Origin of the sequence: Magnetospirillum sp. ME-1, assembly GCF_002105535.1 — a bacterium.
GTDB lineage: Bacteria > Pseudomonadota > Alphaproteobacteria > Rhodospirillales > Magnetospirillaceae > Phaeospirillum.
In genome coordinates this window covers 869,888-885,529 of sequence record NZ_CP015848.1, presented here as the reverse complement: position 1 = coordinate 885,529, position 15,642 = coordinate 869,888, and the positions used below count along the sequence as shown (strand labels likewise).

Genomic DNA, 15,642 nt, shown 5'->3' with positions numbered 1-15,642 from the left:
TACAAGAATTCTTGCGATTGCCGCCGATTTGGCTATAGTGCGCCACAGACACATTCTTATAGTCCCGTCTGACGGGAAGATGAGGGTGGGCCAGTGGCCCACTTTTTTTGTTTTTAGGGACCAACGTTAGGTCGCAAGGCGACAGGGTTATGGATCTTCAAAGCCGTTTGGAGGCCCTGATCGCGCCGTCACTGGACGCCATGGGGTACGAGCTGGTGCGGGTGCAGCTGCAGGGTAAGCAGCGGCTCACGCTTCAGATCATGGCGGATCGCAAGGACGGCGTGATGATGGCCGTGGACGATTGTGCCGACATCAGCCGCTCGGTTTCGGCCCTCTTGGATGTGGAGGACCCCATCTCGGCGGCCTACACCCTCGAGGTGAGCTCGCCGGGCATCGACCGTCCGCTGACCCGGGCCAAGGACTTCGTCGCGTGGGCGGGGTTCGAGGCCAAGATGGAATCGTGCCAGCCCATCGACGGGCGCAAGCGGTTCCGGGGCAAGCTGCTGGGTCTGGACGAGACGGGCGCTTTCGTGCGCCTTGCCGTCGAGACGGGCGAAGTAACCATTCCGCTGGCCGATGTTCGCGGCGCCAAGCTGGTGCTGACCGACGAACTGATCGCCGCGACCATGCAAGACCAGGAAGAGTGAGGACGCATTAGGACCATGGAACGGATCGCCGCACTTCCCCGCCCCGAACTCCTTCAGGTGGCCGACGCCGTCGCCCGCGACAAGGGCATCGACCGCGACGAGGTTCTCGAAGCCATGGAGCAGGCCATTCAGAAGGCCGGTCGCTCCAAGTACGGCCACGAGCACGACATTCGCGCCCATATCGACCGCAAGACCGGCGAAATCCAGCTGGCCCGCTACATCGAAGTGGTCGAGGAGGTGGAGAACGAAGCCACCCAGCAGACCCTGAAGCAGGTGCTGAGGAAGAAGCCGGACGCCCAGATCGGCGATTTCCTGGTCGATCCGCTGCCGCCCATCGATTTCGGCCGCATCGCGGCCCAGACCGCCAAGCAGGTCATCGTCCAGAAGGTGCGCGACGCCGAGCGCCAGCGCCAGTTCAACGAATACAAGGACCGCGTCGGCGAGATCAGCAACGGCCTGGTCAAGCGCGTCGAGTTCGGCAACGTCATCGTCGATCTCGGCCGGGCCGAGGCTTTGCTCCGCCGTGACGAGCTGATCCCGCGCGAGACCTTCCGTACCGGCGACCGCGTGCGCGCCTATATCTACGACGTCCGCCAGGAGCCGCGCGGCCCGCAGATCTTCCTGTCGCGCACCCATCCCATCTTCATGGCCAAGCTGTTCGCCCAGGAAGTGCCGGAAATCTACGACGGCATCATCGAGATCAAGGCGGTGGCCCGTGATCCGGGCTCGCGCGCCAAGATCGCCGTGCTGTCCCACGATTCCTCCATCGACCCGGTGGGCGCCTGCGTCGGCATGCGCGGTAGCCGCGTCCAGGCGGTGGTGGCCGAGCTGCAGGGCGAGAAGATCGACATCATCCAGTGGTCGCCCGACGTCGCCACCTTCGTGGTGAACGGTCTGGCGCCCGCCGAGGTGACCAAGGTGGTGCTGGACGAGGAAGCCGGCCGCATCGAGGTGGTGGTGCCCGACGACCAGCTGTCGCTCGCCATCGGCCGTCGCGGCCAGAACGTGCGTCTGGCCAGCCAGCTGACCCAGTGGAACATCGACATCCTCACCGAGGCCGAGGAATCCGAGCGCCGCACCGAGGAATTCCGTTCGCGCTCCAACATGTTCATCCAGGCCCTGGACGTGGACGACGTCATCGCCCACCTGCTGGTGACCGAAGGCTTCTCGTCGGTGGAAGAGGTGGCCTACGTGCCGGCCGAGGACATCGCCGACATCGAGGGCTTCGACGAGAACGTCGCCGAGGAACTGCAGAACCGCGCCCGCAACTTCCTGGCCGAGCAGGACGAGCGCTACGACCAGATGCGCAAGGACATGGGCGTTTCCGACGAGATGGCCGCCATCGAGGGCCTGGCGCCCTCCATGCTGGTCAAGCTGGGCGACAAGGGCATCAAGACCCTGGACGACCTGGGCGATCTGGCCGGCGACGAGCTGCTGGACATCCTGGGCAAGGATGCCATGAGCGAGGACGAGGCCAATGCCGTGATCATGGCGGCCCGCGCTCATTGGTTCGAGGACGGCAAGTAAGGGGGAGGAGGGCCGCATGGCCGATCTCCCCGACGAGGAAGAGTACGACGAGGGGACCGGACCCCAGCGCCGCTGCGTGGTCACCGGACAGGTCCGCCCCAAGTCGGAATTGCTGCGGTTCGCCGTGGCGCCCGATGGTACGCTGTTTCCAGACCCCGGCCATGAATTGCCGGGACGGGGAATCTGGTTGAGCGCCAGCCGGGATGTGGTAAATACGGCCGTGGCCAAACGGTCCTTCGCCCGGGCGGCCCGCCGCCCGGTCGTGGTTGCGGACGGTCTGGCCGACCGGATCGAAGCGCTGCTGGCGCGCCGTTGCCTGGATATCCTGGGCCTGGCGCGCCGCGCCGGTCAGGCGGTCTGTGGTTTCGAGAAGGTGAGCGCCGAGATCAAGTCTCGCCGCGCCGCCTTGGTTCTAGGGGCCCGCGACGCCGCCCGCGACGGGCGCGCCAAGGTCCAGGCCATGGCCCCCGGCGTGCCGGTGATCGAGCTTTTCGACGGGGCCGAGTTGGGCACCGTTTTTGGCCGCGACGCGGCCGTTCATGTCTGCGTGTCTCCGGGCAGGCTGGCGCAGCGTCTCAAGGATGACGCGGCGTTGCTTGCCGGTTTCCGTGGATGATTTTTTGCAGAAGAGACGAAGTCGTACATGAGCGATTCCCAGGATCAAGACCGTAAGGCCCCGCTGAAGCTGACCCAGCCGGGTAAGCTGGAGCTGAAGAAGACCGTCGAGACCGGCCAGGTCCGGCAGAGCTTCTCCCATGGACGATCCAAGGTGGTGACCGTCGAGGTCCGCAAGAAGCGCACCTTCTCCAGCGCCGGCGGCGCCATGCACGAGGTCAAGGACGGCGCCCATTCGGTCGCCGAGGCCGATCTCGCTGCCGCCGTGGCCAAGGTGGAGGCCGCCTCGCGCGCCGCCAGCGCCCACGACCTGACCACCGGCGAGAAGGCCGCCCGCGCCAAGGCGCTGCAGGACGCTCTGCGCCACGAGGAAGAGCTCCGCGCCCGCGCCGAGGAAGAGGCCATCCGCCACGCCGCCGAGGAAGAGGCCGCCCGCGCCGCCGAGGAAGAGGCCGCCCGCCTCGCCGAGGAAGAGGCTGCCAAGCGCGCCGCCGAGCCCCAGCCCGAGCCCGAGCCGGAACAGGCCGTCCCGGCCGAGGCCGCCGCGCCTGCCGCCGCCCCGGCTCCCGCCGCCCCCGCCGCTCCGGCCCAGCCCAAGCCCGCCGTTACCGCCGCCGCTCCGGCCAGCGACGCGCCCGCCGCCCCGCGTGGCCGCACCGAGGAGGAGGAAGAGGAAGAGGAGCGCGCCAAGAAGCGTGCCGCCGCCCACAAGCCCGCCCCGGTCAAGCGCACCGAGCCGCGCCGGCGTACCGGCAAGCTGACCATCACCGACGCGCTCACCGACGACGACCGCTCCGAGCGCGGCCGGTCGCTGGCCGCCGTCAAGCGCGCCCGCGAGCGCGAGCGCCTCAAGCACATGCAGAAGGGCTCGGAAAAGGTCATCCGCGAGGTGATCGTGCCCGAAAGCATCACGGTCCAGGAGCTGGCAAACCGCATGGCGGTGCGCGGCGCCGACGTGATCAAGTGCCTGATGCGTCTCGGCGTGATGGCCACCATCAACCAGAACATCGATGCCGACACCGCCGAGCTGGTGGTGACCGAATTCGGCCACAACATGAAGCGCGTGTCCGAGGCCGACGTCCTGGTCGGCCTGGAGGGCGAGGCCGACACCGACGAGGTGCTGATCTCGCGGCCGCCGGTGGTCACCGTCATGGGCCACGTCGATCACGGCAAGACCTCGCTGCTCGACGCGCTGCGCGCCACCGACGTGGTGTCGGGCGAAGCCGGCGGCATCACCCAGCACATCGGCGCCTATCAGGTGACCATGAGCTCGGGCGACAAGATCACCTTCATCGACACTCCCGGCCACGAAGCCTTCACCGCCATGCGCGCCCGCGGCGCCAAGGTGACCGATATCGTGGTGCTGGTGGTGGCCGCCGACGACGGCATCATGCCGCAGACGGTGGAAGCCATCCGCCACGCCAAGGCCGCCGGCGTGCCGATCATCGTCGCCATCAACAAGATCGACAAGCCCGACGCCAATCCGGAAAAGGTCCGCCAGGAGCTGCTGCAGCACGAACTGGTGACCGAGGAACTGGGCGGCGACGTGCTGGCCATCGAGGTGTCCGCCAAGAAGCGCATGAACCTCGAGAAGCTGGAAGAAGCCATCCTGCTCCAGGCCGAAATCCTCGACCTCAAGGCCAATCCCAGCCGCGCCGCCCAGGGCGTCGTGGTCGAGGCCAAGATGGAAAAGGGCCGCGGCTCGGTGGCAACCGTGCTGGTCCAGAAGGGCACGCTCAAGGTGGGCGAGGTCTTCGTGGCCGGCGCCGAATGGGGCCGTGTGCGCGCCCTGGTGGACGATCACGGCAATTCCATCAAGGAAGCCGGTCCCTCCACTCCGGTCGAGGTGCTGGGTCTGCAGGGCACGCCTGCCGCCGGTGACGACTTCATCACCGTCGAGGACGAAGCCCGCGCCCGCGAGATCGCCGGCTACCGGAGCCGCATGGACCGCGAGGCCAAGGCCAAGCTGGCCCAGCGCGGCACGCTCGAGCAGATGTTCTCGGCCATCAAGTCGGGCGAGGCCCAGGAACTGCCCGTGGTCATCAAGGGCGACGTGCAGGGCTCCATCGAAGCCATCTCCGCCACGCTGGAGAAGATGGGCAACGAGAACGTCAAGGTGCGCATCCTGCATGCCGCCGTGGGCGCCATCAACGAGTCGGACATCACGCTGGCCAAGGCCTCCAACGGCCTCTTGATCGGCTTCAACGTCCGCGCCAATCCCCAGGCCCGCGACATGGCCCGGCGCGATGGCGTCGACATCCGCTACTACTCCATCATCTACGACGTCACCGACGACCTGAAGAAGATGCTGTCGGGCATGCTGGCGCCGGAACTGCGCGAGAAGTTCCTGGGCTACGCCAGCATCCGCGAGGTGTTCAACATCACCAAGGTCGGCAAGGTGGCGGGCTGCATGATCACCGAAGGCATCGTCAAGCGCGGCGCCAAGGTGCGCCTGCTGCGCGACAACGTGGTCATCCACACCGGCGATCTCGGCCAGCTCAAGCGCTTCAAGGACGACGTCAAGGAAGTGCGCGAGGGCTACGAGTGCGGCATGTCCTTCACCAATTACGAAGACATCCGCGTCGGCGACGTCATCGAATGCTTCGAGATCGAGGAGATCGCGGTCACCCTGTAACGGGGTGGCCGTGTTCCCTTTAGCGAGGTCATCGCCATGAGCCGGGGTGCCAAGCCACCGTCCCAGCGCCAGCTTCGCGTCGGCGAGGAACTGCGCCACGCCATCGCCATGGTGATCGAGCGCGGCGAGTTCCGCGACCCCGATCTCCAGAACCGCGCCATCACCGTCACCGAGGTGAAGGTCAGCCCCGATCTGCGCAACGCCACCGTTTTCCTGGTTCCCCTGGGCGGCGGCGAGGTGAAGCCCATCCTGGAGGGCATGAAGCGCGCCAAGGCCTTCCTGCGCCACGAAATCGCCCGCATGGTCGAACTGCGCGCCGTGCCCGATCTGTGGTTCCAGGAAGACACCACCTTCGACACCGCGTCCCGAATCGATTCCATCCTCAACTCGCCGGAAGTCCGCCGCGACATCGGCCACACGGCCCCGGCCGAGGACGACTTCCCCTCCGACGAAGACGACGGGCAGTAAGCTCAGACGGGTGACTTTCCGTCCGCGCCCCGTCAGTGGGAAGGGATGATTGACCACCAAGACACCAAGATCACCAAGAGAACGGAGCGGAGAGCGACGCCCTTGCCACTCGATAGGCGACTTGGTGATCTTGGTGTCTTGGTGGTTCAACGGACATGGCGGTCTGCTCAACGCCCACGGGTGCGCTCAGGTCCCTTCGCCTTTTCCCTGATCCTCAAAACAAAACGGCGGCCCCTTTCGGGACCGCCGCTGTTGTTTCGCCACCCAAGGATCAGGCGTTCAGCTTGTCCAGCTCGCGGACCACGGCTTCACCCATGACGGTGGTGGAGACCTTGGCCTTGCCGGGCTGCATGATGTCGGCGGTGCGCAGGCCGCCCTTCAGCACGTTCTTGACGGCGGTCTCGATCAGGTCGGCCTCGGCGGCCATGTCGAACGAGTAGCGCAGGCACATGGCGAACGACATGATGGTGGCCAGCGGGTTAGCCATGTCCTTGCCGGCGATGTCGGGGGCCGAGCCGTGGACGGGCTCGTAGAGGGCCTTGCGGCGCCCCTGGGCGTCGGCTTCGCCGAGGCTGGCCGAGGGCAGCATGCCCAGCGAGCCGGTCAGCATGGCGGCGCAGTCGGACAGGATGTCGCCGAACATGTTCTCGGTGACCATGACGTCGAACTGCTTGGGATTGCGGACCAGCTGCATGGCGGCGTTGTCCACGTACATGTGGGAGAGCTCCACGTCGGGGAACTCTTCCTTCTGCAGCTTGATCATCTCTTCGCGCCACAGCACGGTGCATTCCAGCACGTTGGCCTTGTCCACCGAGCAGACCTTCTTGTTGCGCTTACGCGCCAGGTCGAAGGCGACGCGGCCGATGCGCTGGATCTCGGGCGTGGTGTAGACCAGGGTGTTGTAGCCCTTGCGGGTGCCGTCGGGCAGCGTCTCGATACCGCGCGGCTGGCCGAAATACAGGCCGCCGGTGAGCTCGCGCAGGATCATGATGTCCAGGCCCGAGACCACTTCGTTCTTCAAGGTCGAGGCGTCGGCCAGGGCTTCCAGCACGGTGGCGGGACGCAGGTTGGCGAACAGGCCCATTTCCTTGCGGATCTTCAGGAGGCCGCGCTCGGGCTTGACGTCGAAGGGCAGGTCGTCCCACTTCGGCCCGCCCACGGCGCCCAGCAGCACGGCGTCGGCGGCCATGGCGTCGGCCAGGGTCTCGTCCGAGAGCGGCGTGCCGTGCACGTCGTAGGAGGAGCCGCCGATCAGGCCCTCGGTGATCTCGAACTCGACCTTCCGCTTGCGGGCCATCCAGTCGATGATCCGGCGGACCTGCGCCATGACTTCGACGCCGATGCCGTCACCGGGAAGGATCAAAAGCTTCTTGGCGGCCATGCTGTACTCCCGAGCCTAAGATAATATATCGAACGGGTGTCTGCCTAACGCTTAGGGGCGGCCCCGTCAAGCAATGGAAAGTGTCGGAATCCCGTGGCTACAGCCAGGGCGAGGACGCCTTGCGGGCTTGTTCAAACGCCGCGATCTTATCTTCGCGCTGCAGCGTCAAACCGATGTCGTCCAGGCCGTTCAGCAGGCAATGCTTGCGGAAGGGGTCGACCTCGAAGCTGATGGAGCCGCCGTCGGGACCGGTAATCACCTGCTTGGCAAGATCGACGGTGACGATGGCGTTGGAGCCGCGGCTGGCGTCGTCCAGCAGCTTGTCCACCTGTTCCTGCGGCAGCTTGATGGGCAGGATGCCGTTCTTGAAGCAGTTGTTGAAGAAGATGTCGGCGAAGCTGGGGGCGATGACGCAGCGGATGCCGAAATCGGCGATGGCCCAGGGCGCATGCTCACGCGATGAGCCGCAGCCGAAATTGGCGCCGGCCACCAGGATCTTGGCCGAGCGGTAGGCGGCCTTGTTCAGCACGAAGTCGGCGATTTCCTTGCCATCGGGGGTATAGCGCATCTCGTCGAACAGGTTCTTGCCCAGACCCGTGCGCTTGATGGTCTTCAGGAACTGCTTGGGGATGATCATGTCGGTGTCGACGTTGATCATGGGCAGCGGCGCCGCGACGCCGGTGAGAACGGTGAACTTTTCCATACTACGTCCGTCTCCTTGCTCCCCCACCCCCAACCCCTCCCCACCAGGGGGAGGGGGGATGATGGGACCAGAATTCTGTTTTCCCCTCCCCTCCATGGGGAGGGGGTAGGGGTGGGGTGCCGCCCTGAAAACCGCCGAACCTTACAGCTTCAGCGCATCTCGCACTACCCGCATGACACCGTCAATATTACCCAAGACATCCGAATTCCAAACTCGCAGAACCCGGTAGCCCTGGACCTCAAGCCAAGCCGTCCGCCGCTCGTCGTAGTCCGCCTGAACTCCTTCCGCGTGCTGGCCGCCATCCACCTCGATGACCAGCCGCGCCGAATGGCAGGCGAAATCCGCGATGAAGGATCCGATCGGCGCCTGACGCCGGAAATGGAATCCCTCGGCCTTCAACTCTCTCAAACGTCTCCAAAGAGCACGCTCGGCATCGGTCTGGTTGGCTCGCAGCCACCGTGCCCGCGCATTCGCCATGCGTGCCCCCGGCTTTCCCCCCACCCCCAACCCCTCCCCGCAAGGGGGAGGGGGGGGGAGATGAGGCCTTACATTTTACAGGCTCCGCACATCCGTCAGCTTGCCGGTGATGGCGGCGGCGGCGGCCATGGCGGGGCTGACCAGATGGGTGCGCCCGCCGCGGCCCTGACGGCCCTCGAAATTGCGGTTCGAGGTCGAGGCCGAGCGCTGGCCCGGCTTCAACTGGTCGGCGTTCATGGCCAGGCACATGGAACAGCCGGGCTCGCGCCACTCGGCGCCCGCCTCGATGAAGACCTTGTCCAGGCCTTCGGCCTCGGCCTGCTCCTTGACCAGGCCGGAGCCGGGAACCACCAGGACCTGCACGCCCTTGGCGACCTTGCGGCCCTTGAAAACTTCAGCGGCGGCGCGGAAATCCTCGATGCGGCCGTTGGTGCAAGACCCGATGAACACCACGTCGATGGCGATGTCGGTGGCCTTCATGCCGGGCTGGAGGCCCATGTAGTCCAGCGAGCGCTCGACGGCCTTCTTCTTGGCCTCGTCCTTGATGTCGGCCGGGTTCGGCACGGTGCCGGTGATCGGAATGACGTCCTCAGGGGACGTGCCCCAGGTGATCTGCGGCACCAGGGTCGAGGCGTCCAGCACCACCTCGGCGTCGAACGTGGCGCCCTCGTCGGTGAACAGGGTCTTCCAGTAGCTGACGGCGGCCTCGAAGGCGGCGCCCTTCGGCGCCCGCGGCTTGCCGGCGATGTAGGCGAAGGTCTTCTCGTCGGGCGCCACCAGGCCGGCGCGCGCACCCGCCTCGATGGTCATGTTGCAGACGGTCATGCGGCCTTCCATGGACAGGTCGCGGATGGCTTCGCCCGCGAACTCCACCACGTAGCCGGTGCCGCCGGCGGTGCCGATCTTGCCGATGATGGCCAGCACGATGTCCTTGGCGGTCACACCCGGGCCGGGCTTGCCGTTGACCGTGATGCGCATGTTCTTGGCCGGCTTCTGCACCAGGGTCTGGGTGGCCAGCACGTGCTCCACCTCGGAGGTGCCGATGCCGAAGGCCAGCGAACCGAAGGCGCCGTGGGTGGCGGTGTGGGAATCGCCGCAGACGATGGTGGTGCCGGGCAGGGTGAAGCCCTGCTCGGGCCCGACGATGTGGACGACGCCCTGGCGGATGTCGTCCATGGCGAAGTACTCGACGCCGAACTTCTTCGCGTTGGCTTCCAGGGTCTCGACCTGAATCCGGCTCTCTTCGTTCTCGATGCCCTTGGAGCGGTCGGTGGTCGGCACGTTGTGGTCGGCGACGGCCAGCGTCAGCTCGGGGTGGCGCACCTTGCGGCCCGACATCTCCAGACCCTCGAAAGCCTGCGGGCTGGTGACCTCGTGGACCATGTGGCGGTCGATGTAGATCAGGCAGGTGCCGTCATCTTGGACGTCCACCAGATGGGCGTCCCAGATCTTGTCGAACAACGTGCGGGGCTTGGCCATGTCGAATCCCTAGAATGAAGCAGCACTTGAGGCGGCCTGATATCTCGGGACGCGAACGCCCCTTGAGCTAAGAGGCCGCGGCAACCAGTCAAGTCTCCGGTCCCCGAACGGCCCCCTCCCCCATGGGGAAGAGGCCGATGCGAGAGCTGGAACCAAGGAGCCGGAAGGAAGGGACTATTCTTCCTTGGCGGCAGAGGCCTTGGCGGCCTTGACGGCGGCGGCGTCGGCGCGCTCGGCGGCGGCCACCTTGCCGGAATGGCCGGTGGTCTGCTCGGCGATACGGGCCGACTTGCCGCGACGGTCGCGCAGGTAGTACAGCTTGGCCCGACGCACGTCGCCACGGCGCACCACCTCGATGGAGGCGATGTTGGGCGAGTACAGCGGGAAGATACGCTCGACGCCTTCGCCGTACGAGATCTTGCGGACCACGAAGGACGAATTCAGGCCATCGTTCTTGCGGGCGATGCAGACGCCCTCATAGGCCTGGACGCGCTCGCGATTGCCTTCGATCACCTTGACGTTGACCTTCAGCGTATCGCCCGGAGCGAAGCTGGGGACGCCGCGGGCGGCGGTCAGCTTGTCGATCTGCTCCTTTTCGAGCTGCTCAATGATGTTAACCATGGCTCAACCCTCACTCACGTTCTTGGCCGCGACGTACCGATCCCACAGATCGGGCCGGCGCTGCCGGGTTATGTCCTCTGCCTGACGTTTCCGCCAGGCGCGTATCTTTTCGTGGTGACCGGAAAGCAGAACCTCCGGCACCGTTCGCCCGTCCCACACCTGGGGGCGGGTATAATGGGGATATTCCAGCAATCCCCATTCGAAGCTTTCTTCCACCAGCGATTCCTCCTTCCCGATCACGCCGGGAAGCAGGCGGACGATGGCGTCCAACATCAGCAGCGCCGCCGGCTCGCCGCCCGAAAGGACGAAATCGCCGGCACTGACCTCGAGCGCCCCGTGGGCTTCCAGCAGCCGCTGGTCAACCCCTTCGAAACGCCCGCACAGAACCCTCACACCCGGCCCCGCCGCCAGCTCGCGAACCAGCTCTTGGTCCAACAGCCGGCCGCGCGGCGTCATGTACACCAGCGGCCCCGGTGCCGGGCTGCCTGAAATAGCGGCGTCCAGCACGTCGGGACGCATCACCATTCCGGCTCCGCCGCCGAAGGGCGAGTCGTCCACCGACCGGTGCCTGTCCGTGGCGAAAGCCCGGATGTCCACCGTGTCGAGAGCCCACTTGCCCTCCTCCAGCGCCCTTCCTGCCAAAGACAGGCCGAGAGGCCCCGGAAACATCTCGGGGAAGATGGTGAGCATTGTGGCCCGCCAGGGCGCCTTACTCTCCACCGTCCCGGTCCTCTTTCTCGTCGGGCGCATAGACCGGCGGGATCACCACCAGCCGGCCACCCGGCACATCCACCTCCGGCACCGAGGCTCTGGTGAAGGGCACCATCATGTCGCCTTTCGGCTCCAATCGGATGTCCAGCACGTCGCCGGCGCCGTAATCGGCCACCGTACGAACGGTGCCCAATCTCTTGCCGTCCACCGTTTCCGCCACCAGCCCGATCAGATCGGAATAGAGGAACTCGTCCTCGCCGGTCTTGGGCAGACGCTCGCGGGCCACCCACAACTCGGTGCCCTTGAGCGCCTCGGCGGCGTTACGGTCCGTAACCCCTTCCAGCGTGGCGATGACGAGGCCCTTGACCTCGCCGGTCACCTTCAGCCGGTACTTGACGCTGCCCGCCTCGTTCTCTACCGGGGAGTAATAGCCGATATCGGCCGGTTCCTCGGTAAAGCTCTTGATGCGGACGGCGCCCCGGACCCCATGGACGCCGGCGATCACGCCGACGCGGACACGAGGTCCCATGGGGGATTACTCGCCCGCTTCGGCGGCAGCGGCGGCAGCGGCGGCGGCGCGATCGGCCTCGTCCTTGGCGCGCTGCTGGGCCTTGGCCTTGGGCTTGGGCTGCTTGGTCTGCTCGGGCCGGGTCGGCTTGGCCACCAGGCCCTTGTCGGCGAAGAAGCGGACCAGACGGTCGGTCGGCTGGGCGCCGACGGACAGCCAATGCTTCACGCGGTCCTCGTCGAGGATCCAGCGCTGGCCGTTGTCGTTGGGCAGCATGGGGTTGTAGGTGCCCACCTTCTCGATGAAGCGGCCGTCGCGCGGCGCGCGGGCGTCGGCGACGACGATCTTGTAGAACGGACGCTTCTTGGCGCCGCCGCGGGAGAGACGAATCTTCAGAGCCATTCTTAGGTCTTCCTCTGTTCGAAACCGAATTACCTTTGGACGCCTTGTCTAGCGCCCGAACTTCATACCCGGGGGCAAAAGGCCGCCGATGCCGTGCCGCATCAGCCCCTTCTGACCCAGCTTGCCGACCTTCTTCATCATGTCGGCCATCTGCTGATACTGCTTGAGCAGCTTGTTGACGTCCTGGACCTCGACCCCGGCGCCCGCGGCGATGCGCTTCTTGCGCGACGCCTTGATCAGGTCGGGGTTACGGCGCTCGGCCTTGGTCATGGACGTGATGATCGCTTCCTGGCGGGCGACCATCTTGTTGTCGATATTGGCGTCTTTGAGCGCGCCGGCCATCTTGCCGATGCCGGGCAGCATGCCGAGGATGCCCTTGAGATCGCCCATCTTGCGCACCTGGGCGAATTGCTTGCGCATGTCGTCCAGGTCGAACTTGCCCTTCTCCATGCGCTTGGCAAGGCGTTCGGCTTCTTCCTGGTCCAGGGTCTCCATGGCCTTCTCGACCAGGCCGACCACGTCGCCCATGCCGAGAATGCGCCCGGCGATACGGTCCGGGTGGAAGACTTCCAGCGCGTCGAGCTTTTCGCCGCCGCCCAGGAACTTGATGGGGCGCCCGGTGATGGCGCGCATGGACAGCGCCGCGCCGCCGCGGGCGTCGCCGTCGATACGGGTGAGAACGATGCCGGTGACGCCGACCTTCTCGTTGAATTCGCGCGCCAGGGTGACGGCGTCCTGGCCGATCATGGCGTCGGTGACCAGCAGGGTCTCGGTGGGCTTGGCGGCGTCGCGCACGGCGGCGACTTCGGCCATCAGCTCCTGGTCGATATGCAGGCGGCCGGCGGTATCGAGGATGACGACATCGTAGCCTTCCTTGCGGCCCACATCCAGGGCGCGCTTGGAGATGGCGACGGGCATCTCGCCCATGACGATGGGCAGGCTTCCCACTTCGGCCTGTCCGGCCAGAATCTGCAGCTGCTGCTGCGCCGCCGGGCGATAGACGTCGAGCGAGGCGAGAAGAACCTTCTTCTTCTCTTTCTTCAGCTTCAGCGCGATCTTGGCCGAGGTGGTGGTCTTGCCCGAACCCTGGAGGCCGACCATCAGGATGACCACCGGGGGCACCGCCGACAGGTTCAGCTCGTTGCCCTTGGTGCCCAGCGTGGCGATCAGCTCGTCATGGACGATCTTGACCACCATCTGGCCGGGGGTGACCGACTTGATCACTTCGGAGCCGACGGCGCGGGCCTTGACCCGGCCGATGAATTCCTTGACCACGGAGAGCGCCACGTCGGCCTCGAGCAGGGCGACGCGGACCTCGCGCAGGGCTTCGGTGACGTCGGCCTCGGACAGCGCGCCGCGCCCCGTCAGCTTCTCGAATACCGCACCCAGTCTTGAGCTCAGGCTCTCGAACATGATCCGTCCATAAGCAATTGCACGCCGGTGCGCGACACTCGCGGACCGACGGGCCTCCGTGGAGGCAAAGGTCTCCAGACATCTGAAGAGGGTGGGGTTTTAGTCCGACCCGTCTCCAGAGTCAACACAATGTGTATTCAGGAGGGCTTGGGCCCCTTGCGGTGCGGCGTCTTGTCCTTCCACGGCGTCTTGGGCTTTTGGCCCTTGTGCTTGAACTTGGCCCTGTCGGGGGCGGGGGCATCGACGGGGGCGGACGCCGGAGCGGCGGCGTGCTCGGCCAGGCGCTCGATGCGCACCTCGGCCTTTTCGATCTGGCGCAGGGCGGTGGCGAAGCGGTCGGCATGGGCGGCGTCGATCTCGAAGCGGGTCTCGCGCTCGAAGATGCGGATGGCGCCGATCTCGGCCTTGGTGACCTTGCCCTGGCGGCAGATCATGGGGATCAGCCAGCGGGGATCGGCGTTCTTCTGGCGGCCGATATTCATGCGGAACCATACCGAGCCGCCGGGCAGGCCGGGGCCCTTGCCTTCGCGCGGCGGGCGGGGCTCGCGCTCGCGGTGCTCTCTCGGCTCGCGAGTGGGGGAGCCGGGGCCGGGGTCGAACACCTCTTCCGCCGCCGGCAGATGCGAGCGGTACAGGCGGACCAGGGCGCAGGCGATGTCCTCGGCCGAACGCCCGGCCAGCAGGGCGCGGGCCATCTCCTGATCGTCCTCGGAATTCTCCTCGGCCAGCAAGGGGCTGGCCAGCAGGCGTTCCTGGTCGAGACGGTGAATGTCCTCGGGCGACGGCGCGCCGCTCCAGATGGCCTGGACCCCGGCGGTCTGCAACAGCATGTCGGCCTTGCGCCGCCGTGACAGGAGGACGAGGAGGACGCTGACGCCCTTCTTGCCCGCTCGCCCCGTGCGGCCCGAGCGGTGCTGCAGCGTCTGGGCGTTCTGCGGCAGTTCGGCATGGATCACCAGCCCCAGATTGGGCAGGTCGATGCCGCGCGCCGCCACGTCGGTGGCGACGCAGACCCGGGCTCTTCCATCTCGGAGAGCTTGCAGCGCGTTGTTGCGCTCGTTCTGGCCCAGTTCGCCCGACAGCGCCACGGCGGCGAAGCCGCGCTCCAGCAGGATGGCCTGGAGATGGCGCACCGAATCGCGGGTGTTGCAGAACACCATGGCGGTGGGCGACTCGAAATAGCGCAGCAGGTTGACCACCGCGTGCTCGATCTCGTTGGGGGCGACGCGCACGGCGCGGTATTCGATGTCGGCGTGGCCCTGGGTTCCGGCCGAGACGGCGATGCGCCAGGCGTTGCGCTGGTAGCGCTTGGCCAGGGCGACGATGCCGTGGGGCAGGGTGGCCGAGAACAGCAGGGTGCGCCGCTCCTGGGGCGTGGCCTCCAGGATGAATTCCAGATCCTCGCGGAAGCCGAGGTCCAGCATCTCGTCGGCCTCGTCCAGCACCACCGCCTTCAGGCTGCCGACGCTCAGCGCGCCCCGCTCCAGATGATCGCGCAGGCGGCCGGGCGTACCCACCACGATATGGGCGCCCTGGCCCAGCATGCGCTGCTCGGCCCTGGGGTCCATGCCGCCGACGCAGGAGACGACGCGGGCACCGGCATGCTCGTACAGCCAGGACAGCTCGCGGTGGACCTGCAGCGCCAGTTCGCGGGTGGGGGCGACGATCAGGGCCAGCGGCTCGGCCGCCCGGTCCAGCACGAAGGCCTCGCCCAGCAAGGTGTCGGCGATGGCCAGGCCATAGGCCACGGTCTTGCCCGATCCGGTCTGGGCCGAGACCAGCAGATCGCGGCCCAGGGCGCCGGGCTCGAGAACCGCTTCCTGAACGGCGGTGGGGTCGGTGTAGTCGCGCTGGGAGAGAGCCTTGAGCAGAGGATGGCCCGCGGGAAAGAAGTCCATGGAGTGAGGGGTGCTTTCTTCAGAAATAGAAAGGGGCAAGGCCCCGGGCTTTCCGCCAGAGGGCGGCAAGCGACGCGGTGAGATATCACGATTCGCTTCGATTTCGCCAAGAATATGGTTCCGCCCGGCAAGCACCCCTGTCCTGCGTCACCTATAG

General features: G+C 66.5%; 15 protein-coding genes. 5 read left to right on the top strand and 10 right to left on the bottom strand.

Annotation, left to right across the window (positions count from 1 at the left end; all coding sequences use genetic code 11):
• The first annotated feature begins 149 nt into the window (after positions 1 to 149).
• Genes rimP through rbfA form a run of 5 tightly spaced genes read left to right on the top strand, consistent with a single transcriptional unit; the run spans position 150 to position 5,892 of the window.
• Positions 150 to 647, top strand: a complete 498-nt coding sequence (rimP, locus tag WV31_RS04005) for a ribosome maturation factor RimP (RefSeq protein ID WP_085372379.1) — start codon at positions 150 to 152, stop codon at positions 645 to 647.
• Positions 648 to 662: 15 nt separating this feature from the next.
• Positions 663 to 2,174 carry a transcription termination factor NusA gene (gene nusA / locus WV31_RS04000; RefSeq protein ID WP_085372378.1) on the top strand — a complete coding sequence of 504 codons (1,512 nt, stop codon included), beginning with the start codon at positions 663 to 665 and terminating at the stop codon, positions 2,172 to 2,174.
• Positions 2,175 to 2,190: 16 nt separating this feature from the next.
• A complete protein-coding gene (locus WV31_RS03995) occupies positions 2,191 to 2,790 on the top strand; it encodes an RNA-binding protein (protein ID WP_085372377.1) in 600 nt (199 codons plus the stop codon).
• A 27-nt stretch (positions 2,791 to 2,817) separates the two neighbouring features.
• On the top strand, positions 2,818 to 5,424 hold the full coding sequence (infB, locus tag WV31_RS03990) for a translation initiation factor IF-2 (protein WP_085372376.1): 2,607 nt from the start codon (positions 2,818 to 2,820) through the stop codon (positions 5,422 to 5,424).
• A 36-nt stretch (positions 5,425 to 5,460) separates the two neighbouring features.
• Positions 5,461 to 5,892, top strand: coding sequence for a 30S ribosome-binding factor RbfA (gene rbfA / locus WV31_RS03985; protein ID WP_085372375.1), 432 nt, complete (start codon positions 5,461 to 5,463; stop codon positions 5,890 to 5,892).
• A 271-nt stretch (positions 5,893 to 6,163) separates the two neighbouring features.
• Here the strand turns inward: rbfA and leuB are convergent, their stop codons facing one another.
• From leuB to WV31_RS03935, 10 genes are all read right to left on the bottom strand, one after another.
• Positions 6,164 to 7,273, bottom strand: coding sequence for a 3-isopropylmalate dehydrogenase (gene leuB / locus WV31_RS03980; RefSeq protein WP_085372374.1), 1,110 nt, complete (start codon positions 7,271 to 7,273; stop codon positions 6,164 to 6,166).
• Positions 7,274 to 7,370: 97 nt separating this feature from the next.
• Entirely contained in the window at positions 7,371 to 7,976 is a 606-nt protein-coding gene (leuD, locus tag WV31_RS03975; RefSeq protein WP_085372373.1) for a 3-isopropylmalate dehydratase small subunit, read from the bottom strand.
• A 141-nt stretch (positions 7,977 to 8,117) separates the two neighbouring features.
• Positions 8,118 to 8,453, bottom strand: coding sequence for an endonuclease domain-containing protein (locus tag WV31_RS03970; RefSeq protein ID WP_085372372.1), 336 nt, complete (start codon positions 8,451 to 8,453; stop codon positions 8,118 to 8,120).
• Positions 8,454 to 8,528: 75 nt separating this feature from the next.
• Positions 8,529 to 9,932 (bottom strand): 3-isopropylmalate dehydratase large subunit, encoded by a 1,404-nt coding sequence (gene leuC / locus WV31_RS03965; protein WP_085372371.1) that lies wholly within the window; start codon positions 9,930 to 9,932, stop codon positions 8,529 to 8,531.
• A 174-nt stretch (positions 9,933 to 10,106) separates the two neighbouring features.
• Positions 10,107 to 10,553, bottom strand: a complete 447-nt coding sequence (rplS, locus tag WV31_RS03960; RefSeq protein WP_085372370.1) for a 50S ribosomal protein L19 — start codon at positions 10,551 to 10,553, stop codon at positions 10,107 to 10,109.
• A gap of 3 nt (positions 10,554 to 10,556) precedes the next feature.
• Positions 10,557 to 11,303: a tRNA (guanosine(37)-N1)-methyltransferase TrmD gene (gene trmD / locus WV31_RS03955; protein WP_085372369.1), complete on the bottom strand. Its 747-nt coding sequence runs from the start codon at positions 11,301 to 11,303 to the stop codon at positions 10,557 to 10,559.
• Positions 11,263 to 11,793 (bottom strand): ribosome maturation factor RimM, encoded by a 531-nt coding sequence (gene rimM, locus WV31_RS03950; RefSeq protein ID WP_085372368.1) that lies wholly within the window; start codon positions 11,791 to 11,793, stop codon positions 11,263 to 11,265. Before rimM ends, trmD begins: the two co-directional genes overlap by 41 nt.
• 6 nt (positions 11,794 to 11,799) lie before the next feature.
• Positions 11,800 to 12,174 carry a 30S ribosomal protein S16 gene (gene rpsP, locus WV31_RS03945; protein ID WP_085372367.1) on the bottom strand — a complete coding sequence of 125 codons (375 nt, stop codon included), beginning with the start codon at positions 12,172 to 12,174 and terminating at the stop codon, positions 11,800 to 11,802.
• A gap of 48 nt (positions 12,175 to 12,222) precedes the next feature.
• Positions 12,223 to 13,587, bottom strand: coding sequence for a signal recognition particle protein (ffh, locus tag WV31_RS03940; RefSeq protein ID WP_085372366.1), 1,365 nt, complete (start codon positions 13,585 to 13,587; stop codon positions 12,223 to 12,225).
• 137 nt (positions 13,588 to 13,724) lie between these two features.
• Positions 13,725 to 15,485: a DEAD/DEAH box helicase gene (locus WV31_RS03935; protein WP_085372365.1), complete on the bottom strand. Its 1,761-nt coding sequence runs from the start codon at positions 15,483 to 15,485 to the stop codon at positions 13,725 to 13,727.
• Positions 15,486 to 15,642: the final 157 nt, after the last annotated feature.